Raw genomic sequence first — 6,964 nt, forward strand, 5'->3', positions numbered from 1 at the left:
TTGCCATCGCAGCACAAGGTGCGTGGCTCCCGCAAGCAAGACCCATACCCCATTCGGCTTGAAGTCGTACGAGCCCGATTTGCTGCTGCCCGCATTCGACTTCATGCGTCAGTTGGGCCGGCGGCGCGAGCATGGCGGCAGGTACGGCTGCGCCGCGCGCACAAAGCACGGCTGACGGGGTGCGTTTCCAAAGCATCCTTGTCGCATCGTGCGAAGCGGTGCCGTGCTGCGCTTCTTCGAGATCTGGACACACGCCCCGCGCGTCATCTGTCCAGACACGCGCGCAACGTTCGCGCAAGACGGCCTGCTTCACCCGCATCGGCGACGTTCGCGAAGCCCATCACGAGGCCGCGCGGCGTGCGCCGCGCACGGCCATTCGCGTACCAGATCGAAAGCGGCAGCACCGCGAGCCCCGCCTCGCGGGCGCGCGCGGCGACGGCGACATCGTCGACGGGGCCATCGGTGCCCTCGGCGAGCTGCGCAGTGAACTGGATACCACCTGGCGGCAAGTCGACAACCAGTCGTTCGCCACACGCCTGCTCTATCGCGTGCACGATCAGCATGCGCCGCTCGCTGTACAACGCACGCATCCGCTTCAGATGCCGCGCAAAATGCCCCTGCTCAATGAAATCCGCCACGGCCGCCTGCAATAGCGTCGGCGATCCGGCGTTCATGCTGTGCGCCACCCGCCCGACCCGCTCGACCGCCCGCTCCGGCACCACCGCATACGCGAGCCGCAAACCGGGAAACATCACCTTGCTGAACGTGCCGCAATAGATCACGCGATCGCGCCGGTCGAGGCTTTTCAAAGCCGGCAATGGCCGGCCCAGATAACGGAACTCACTGTCGTAGTCGTCCTCGATGATCCAGCTCGACACTTTCTCTGCCCAGTCCAGCAGCGCCATGCGTCTTGTGAGCGACAACGTGTGCCCGAGCGGGCTCTGATGCGACGGCGTGACCAGTGCGAAGCGAGCCTGCGCATCCAGCACTGTGCCGCGCTCGACGTCGATCCCTTCGCCGTCCACCGGCACCGGCACGAGCTGCACACCAGTCTCGGCCAGAAAACCGCGCGCGAACAGATAGCCGGGGTCCTCGAACCACACGCGATCGTTCGGGCGGGCGAGGCTGCGCAACACGAGTTCGAGCGTCGCACGGTAGCCGCCGGTAACGAACACCTGTTCCGGCAGGCAGGTCACGCCGCGCGACAGCCCGAGGTAGGTGGCGATATGTTCGCGCAGCGGCCTGTAGCCGGCCGGGTCCGGGTACGCGAACATCGCAGGTGCGGCGCTGCGCGAGCGACGCGATACGAGCCGGTTCCATACCTTGCCCGGAAACGCATCGAGCGCGGGCAGCCCTGGCTGCAACGGTCGCGGCTCGCCGCTCATTGCAACGGCGATGGCCAGTTGGCGCGGCGCTGATTGACCACCGCGCGATTCGCCAGGCGCCTCCGGTGTGCCAGTTCCTTCCGTGCGCTGCCTACCGTGCGGGTCCTGAACGCCTTGCGCATGCGACGCGCGCATCACCGATGCCGGCAGCGACGGCGATACGAACGTGCCCGCCGCACCACGCATCTGCAGATAGCCCTCGTCCACGAGAATCGTGTAGGCCAGCTCCACCGTGCCGCGCGCCGTGTTGAGCTGCGTGGCGAGACTGCGCAGCGCAGGCACGCGATCGCCGGGACGCAGGTGCCCCGCGGCGATCGCGGTCCTGAAACGCTCGCAGATCTGCAGATAGATCGGCAACTGCTGGTGCCGATCGATTTCGATGGTCAATGCGGGACTTGGCACGTTCATGACGGTCTGGCGGGCAAGGAGCGCGGAAAGAACATGGACTAGTCGAATCGACAATTCTTGGCACTTTTCGATAGAGCATGATCTTTCCACAATAGCCTCACGCGATGCGACGGCGGCAAACACTTTCACGCGATACAGCTTCCGCCAGGCGCGCCGCGCGTTCAGTTACTTTCATCTGGAGAATCTGCCATGAAGATCGTCGTAATCGGTGGTTCCGGCCTGATCGGCTCGCGTCTCGTCACTCTGCTCAAGGAGGCCGGCCATGATGCGCTCGCCGCGTCGCCACGTACCGGTGTGAACGCCGTGACGGGCGAAGGCCTGAGCAACGCGCTCGCGGGCGCGGAGGTCGTAGTGGATGTGACGAACGCGCCGTCATGGGAGCCGCAGGCGGTGCTCGACTTCTTTCGCACCTCGGCGCGCAACCTCGGCAAGGCCGAAGTGGCCGCGGGAGTGCGCCATCACGTCGCGCTATCAATTGTCGGCTGCGACCGCACGGAGGAGAACGCGTATTTCACTGCCAAGGTCGCGCAGGAAGAGGTGATCGAAGCGGCGGGCGTGCCGTACACGATCGTGCGCGCGACTCAGTTCATGGAGTTCATCGGCGGTATCGCGGATTTCGGCACGGACGGCGGAACGGTGCGCATCGGCGACGGACTGTTTCAGCCGATCGCCGCGGACGACGTCGCGGTGATCCTCGCGCAGGTCGCGCTCGCCGCCCCGTTGAACGGCACGGTCGACATCGCCGGCCCAGACCGTGCGCCTTTCGCGGAGATCGTCACGCGCTATCTGAAATCGGTAGGCGACCCACGCCCGGTGGTGACGGATCGCGAGGCGCGGTACTACGGTGGCCGTGTCGAGGAAAAGTCGCTGGTGCCGCTTGGCGACGCGCGGATCGGCCGCCTCAGTCTCGACCAGTGGTTGGCACAGGCTAAAAAGGGTTGATCGTAGGTTTATGCGAAGCCTGAATCAACGCGTCTACGATTGCCTCGATCGGACCCGTCGGCCCGATCGGTTCTGAAACCGCATAAAAAATTTTGGGTGAGGCATGAGCACGTCACAAAAAGTTGTCGTCGTTACCGGCGCATCTCGAGGCATAGGCGCCGAAGTCGTCAAGGCGTTTCGCAAGCTCGACTATCGCATTGTCGCGACCTCACGTTCGATCAACCCCTCCGACGACCCCAACATCCTCACGGTAGCGGGTGACATTGGTGATCCGGAGACTGCCCAACGTGTCATTTCAGAAGGTGTCGCACGATTTGGCCGGATCGACACGCTGGTGAACAACGCCGGCATCTACATCGGGAAGCCTTTCACCCAACATACCGCCGAAGACTACGCCGCAGTGGTGAATGTAAATCTCGCGGGTTTCTATCACATCACGCAACTCGCGATCGCGGAGATGGAAAGGCATTCGAACGGCCACGTGGTTAGCGTGACCTCCAGCGCCGTTGACGCTGCAATCAGCGGCGTGTTTTCGGTGCTAGCTGCCCTGACGAAGGGTGGTCTGAACGCCGCCACGAAGTCCCTGGCGATCGAGTACGCCAGGAAAGGCATTCGCGTGAATGCCGTCGCGCCGGGGATCATCAAGACGCCGATGCACGCGCCGAAAACCCACGAAGCGCTGGGCGCCTTCCATCCGCTTGGGCGCATGGGCGAGATGAGCGATATCGCCGACGCGATACTGTTCCTTGATTCGGCACCGTTCATTACGGGAGAAATCCTGCACGTCGACGGAGGCCAGAGCGCCGGTCACTAAAATTCCACGGGCACCGCAAACCGGTGCCCTTTTGTATCGCTACAGCAATTACATCATTCGAGAGTTCCTGGAATCGCGCTTTGGACGCATCAATCTTCTTCGTGCGAAATCCATGTCCGATGCGTAATACCAGGTTCTTCTTTTTTCAGTCTACGCCGTGAACCCACTCCCACCGTCAACGGGGTACGTCTGGCCCAACGCGTGCCGGTTCGCATTCCTATCGACAAGGTGCCGAGCAATGTCATGCTGTCTGCGGGCACCACCAGCACGGTCACGTTGGCGCCTTCACCATTCTGACGGACATGGGTACCGTTTTATGCAGTCCCTAAGCCTTCTCGATCATCGAGTTCTTTGAATCGGGCGCTCCGTAAAAGTGAAGTTTGCCGATTTGTCCGTCGACAGAGGCGGCGTTGAGCAAAGGTAGAATAACCGCAACGCAACGTGATCCGGATAGAAAGCATGAACCTGGCGAGGATTGATCTCAACCTTTTGCGCGTATTCGATGCCATATTCGAAGACCGCAACCTGCTTCTTGCGGGCAAACGGCTAAACCTCAGTCAGTCCGCAATCAGTCATGCTCTCAGTCGCTTGCGCGACGTACTCGAGGACGACCTTTTTGTGCGCACGGCGAAAGGGATGGAGCCTACTGCTCGTGCAGAGGCCATGGCCATGCCGCTGCGCAATGCACTCCAGCAGATTCAGAACGTCCTGGGTAATGAGCCGTTCTTGCCGAACGTCGCGAGCCGCGACTTCGTGATTGCCGCGAATGACTACATCACGATGCTGTTGCTCGGCCAATTGAGTCAGAGGCTGAGTGCGGAAGCTCCAATGGTCAATCTGATCATCCGGCCGTCAACCAGACTCGATCTTGCTGGACAAATCGACATCGGCCGAATTGACATCGCCGTCGGGATTTTCGCCGAGGTGCCGTCGCGGTTTCAGTCGATGCTGCTCTGGAAGCAGACTGAGGTTCTGGCGATGCGTCGGGACCATCCCATTGGTGAGCGCAACGTTACACAGGAAGACCTCCTGAACTATCCGCTTGTGGCCATTTCGTTGGGCGGACAGGAAGAAGGCGCATCAGGCGGATTCATCCTTGAGCGAGGCCTTGCGCGGCAATCAGAGATGTTTGATCGGCAGGCTCTCGAAGATGCCTTTGCGAATTCTCCGACGCCTCCGCGGCTACGTGTCTCCGTCGCCCATTCGCTTGCGATTCCCGCACTGCTCCGTCATACCGACATGTTGGCCATTGTCCCTTCTCCGCTGGGGCTTGAATTCGAGCGCAATGGCGAGTTGCGCACGCAATCCGTTCCCTATGCCACACCTACGTCGTCGGTGCGGGCCGTGTGGCACACGCGCAATGATCAGGATCCCGCGCTTCAGTGGCTGCGGGCGCAGATTTCCGATGCCGCGAAACAGGTCCAATGCTAGGTGATCCTGTCTGCTGCAACTTCATCTTGCAGCTTTTTCACCGCGAGTTGCGTTTTGTCTGTGACATCATGGAAACACCATGTACACAGATATGCTCGACGCCGTGGAGACCGGCCCTCACATGCATTCCGATGCCCATATAGTCGACTCCGTTATCCGGTCACGGAAAGCGGTTCGCGCCTTTCGTCCCGACGCTGTTTCCAAAAGAGACATTGCGGACATTCTCGAAGTCGCACGTACCGCCCCCAGCAATTCGAACACGCAGCCATGGCATGTTCACGTGCTTGGCGGCCGCTTCAAATGGCAGCTGAGTGATGCACTCGCGTACGCTCACGCGACTGAAGCGTATCCGCCGTTGCAGCACATGCCGGATCCCTTGCCTGACAATTACCGGATGAGGCAGGAGGAGTTTGGGATGACGTATTACGGAGCGCTAGGCATCGACAAGGCGGACGTTGCCGCGCGCTCCCGCGCGACCGGTCGGAACTTTGATTTCTTCGGCGCTCCGATCGGCATGATCTTCACGATCGACGCGCACTTGAAAAAGTATAGCTGGCTCGACTATGGCCTGTTCCTGCAGACCATCATGATCGCCGCTCGCGCGCGCGGTCTCGATACGTGCGCACAGGTGTCGTTCGCGCGCTACCAGAAAGTCATCGCGGCCCATCTCGATCTCGAACCCGGCTACGACGTCGTGTGCGGCATGTCTTTGGGTTACGCACAAGAGGATTCCACGGTGAACAGGCTCGGAATGCCGCGTGCTCCAGTGGATCAGTTCGCAATATTCGCCGGATTCGACGAATAGGTCTTAGCGGCGGCGCTTCCCATGGAGCCCCGCATGCAGCGCGCTATTTGCCGCGATCCAGTGAAGTCTGAACTCTCCACACCATTGGCGTAGTTCATCTATTGACTCTTTTCGTCAATCTGTTGAGGCAACTCCTTTTCTTTGCCTCGCTGTTTCTCATCCTTTTATCAAATATTATGACCGTCAAAGTTCTTGCTCTATGTGGAAGCGCTCGCCGCGACTCGTTGAACCGTAAGCTTTTGGGAGTGGCAGCGCGTGGCGCGCGTGACCGTGGCGGCGAGGTTACGTTCATCTCGCTGGCCGACTATCAACTGCCGCTTTATGACGGCGAACTTGAAAAAGGGCATGGAATACCCGAGCGAGTGAGAGAACTGCAGGGATTGTTTGCCGAATGTGACGCGCTTCTGATTGCGTCACCCGAACACAACGGCGGATACACCGCTTTGCTGAAGAACGCGATCGACTGGGTCAGCCGGCCTCGTGAGAGCGGTGAATCCGGCGTTCTGCTTTTTGCGGGAAAGGCGGCGGCTGTGGTTTCAGCATCCCCGGGGCCGATGGGTGGCATCCGTTCGATGCTGGGCATGCGTGGTGTGCTTGAGAAGCTGGGCGCGATGGTTATTCCGCAAGGATTCTCTCTCGGAGTCGCCCATATGGCATTCACGGAAGACAGCAACCTCGCCGACGAAAAAGCAGACACCGAGGTCCGATCGGTCGGAGCTGCTCTGGTTCGCGTCGCAAGGCAATTGTCCCGGCAATAGGACGAAAAAGATCGGCACTCGCGATCTTGATGTGAGTGCCCCATCGTCCAATTCGTCGTGCCCGTGTTGCCGCGAGCCTCGTCGTTCCACTTCTGCAAGACAACTGCAAAGCTGCAAAGGTGGAATTTTTTTAGTCCGGCGAAAACGCGTGCTTCACCTTGTAGAACAAGTCACGTGGCGACGCAAATCGGCGTCGCCAGGTTTGGTGGCTATTTCGCGTCGGGCGCCTTGACGTTATACGAAATGCGGCCGGCCGGCAGGAAGAAGAGCGCAATGATTGCGCCGCCTTTGATTTCGGGGTAGTGGTGACTTCCGGGTGCTGGGGCCGTCCAGCCTCCGTAACACCAGCCGTTCGGGCCTGCGAGTGCCGCGCCGTCATTGAGCGACACCACCATATTAAATTCGCCATACGGATGAGAGG

Annotated in this window: 7 protein-coding genes and 1 pseudogene; 6 read left to right on the forward strand and 2 right to left on the reverse strand. The window is 60.5% G+C overall.

Translation table 11 applies throughout. The annotated features are described in order from the left end of the window. Positions 1-263: 263 nt before the first annotated feature. A complete protein-coding gene (gene pdxR / locus P0D89_RS50015; RefSeq protein WP_408358558.1) occupies positions 264-1,793 on the reverse strand; it encodes a MocR-like pyridoxine biosynthesis transcription factor PdxR in 1,530 nt (509 codons plus the stop codon). Positions 1,794-1,982: 189 nt separating this feature from the next. On the opposite strand from pdxR, the gene P0D89_RS50020 reads away from it, so the two are divergent. From P0D89_RS50020 to P0D89_RS50045, 6 genes and pseudogenes are all read left to right on the forward strand, one after another. Continuing rightward, on the forward strand, positions 1,983-2,735 hold the full coding sequence (locus tag P0D89_RS50020) for an SDR family oxidoreductase (protein WP_408358559.1): 753 nt from the start codon (positions 1,983-1,985) through the stop codon (positions 2,733-2,735). 103 nt (positions 2,736-2,838) lie between these two features. Further along, positions 2,839-3,549 (forward strand): SDR family NAD(P)-dependent oxidoreductase, encoded by a 711-nt coding sequence (locus P0D89_RS50025; protein WP_408358560.1) that lies wholly within the window; start codon positions 2,839-2,841, stop codon positions 3,547-3,549. 168 nt (positions 3,550-3,717) lie between these two features. After that, a pseudogene (locus tag P0D89_RS50030) lies at positions 3,718-3,846 on the forward strand (efflux transporter periplasmic adaptor subunit); the annotation flags it as partial. Positions 3,847-4,008: 162 nt separating this feature from the next. Further along, positions 4,009-4,980 (forward strand): LysR family transcriptional regulator, encoded by a 972-nt coding sequence (locus tag P0D89_RS50035; RefSeq protein ID WP_408358561.1) that lies wholly within the window; start codon positions 4,009-4,011, stop codon positions 4,978-4,980. Between the two features lie 121 nt (positions 4,981-5,101). Further along, a complete protein-coding gene (locus P0D89_RS50040) occupies positions 5,102-5,785 on the forward strand; it encodes a nitroreductase (RefSeq protein ID WP_408358705.1) in 684 nt (227 codons plus the stop codon). Positions 5,786-5,886: 101 nt separating this feature from the next. Next, positions 5,887-6,543 (forward strand): NADPH-dependent FMN reductase, encoded by a 657-nt coding sequence (locus tag P0D89_RS50045; RefSeq protein ID WP_408358562.1) that lies wholly within the window; start codon positions 5,887-5,889, stop codon positions 6,541-6,543. Positions 6,544-6,752: 209 nt separating this feature from the next. On the opposite strand, the gene P0D89_RS50050 is transcribed toward P0D89_RS50045, so the two are convergent. Further along, a partial coding sequence (locus tag P0D89_RS50050; protein WP_408379227.1) for a 4-hydroxylaminobenzoate lyase occupies positions 6,753-6,964 on the reverse strand: 212 nt, incomplete at its 5' end.

This window comes from Paraburkholderia sp. RL18-085-BIA-A (assembly GCF_046027075.1).
In the GTDB taxonomy this organism is placed as follows: domain Bacteria; phylum Pseudomonadota; class Gammaproteobacteria; order Burkholderiales; family Burkholderiaceae; genus Paraburkholderia.

Coding starts and splice junctions, on each gene's coding strand:
- pdxR (WP_408358558.1), bottom strand. CDS start 1,793: ATGAACGTGCCAAGTCCCGCATTGACCATCGAAATCGATCGGCACCAG.
- P0D89_RS50020 (WP_408358559.1), top strand. CDS start 1,983: ATGAAGATCGTCGTAATCGGTGGTTCCGGCCTGATCGGCTCGCGTCTC.
- P0D89_RS50025 (WP_408358560.1), top strand. CDS start 2,839: ATGAGCACGTCACAAAAAGTTGTCGTCGTTACCGGCGCATCTCGAGGC.
- P0D89_RS50035 (WP_408358561.1), top strand. CDS start 4,009: ATGAACCTGGCGAGGATTGATCTCAACCTTTTGCGCGTATTCGATGCC.
- P0D89_RS50040 (WP_408358705.1), top strand. CDS start 5,102: ATGCATTCCGATGCCCATATAGTCGACTCCGTTATCCGGTCACGGAAA.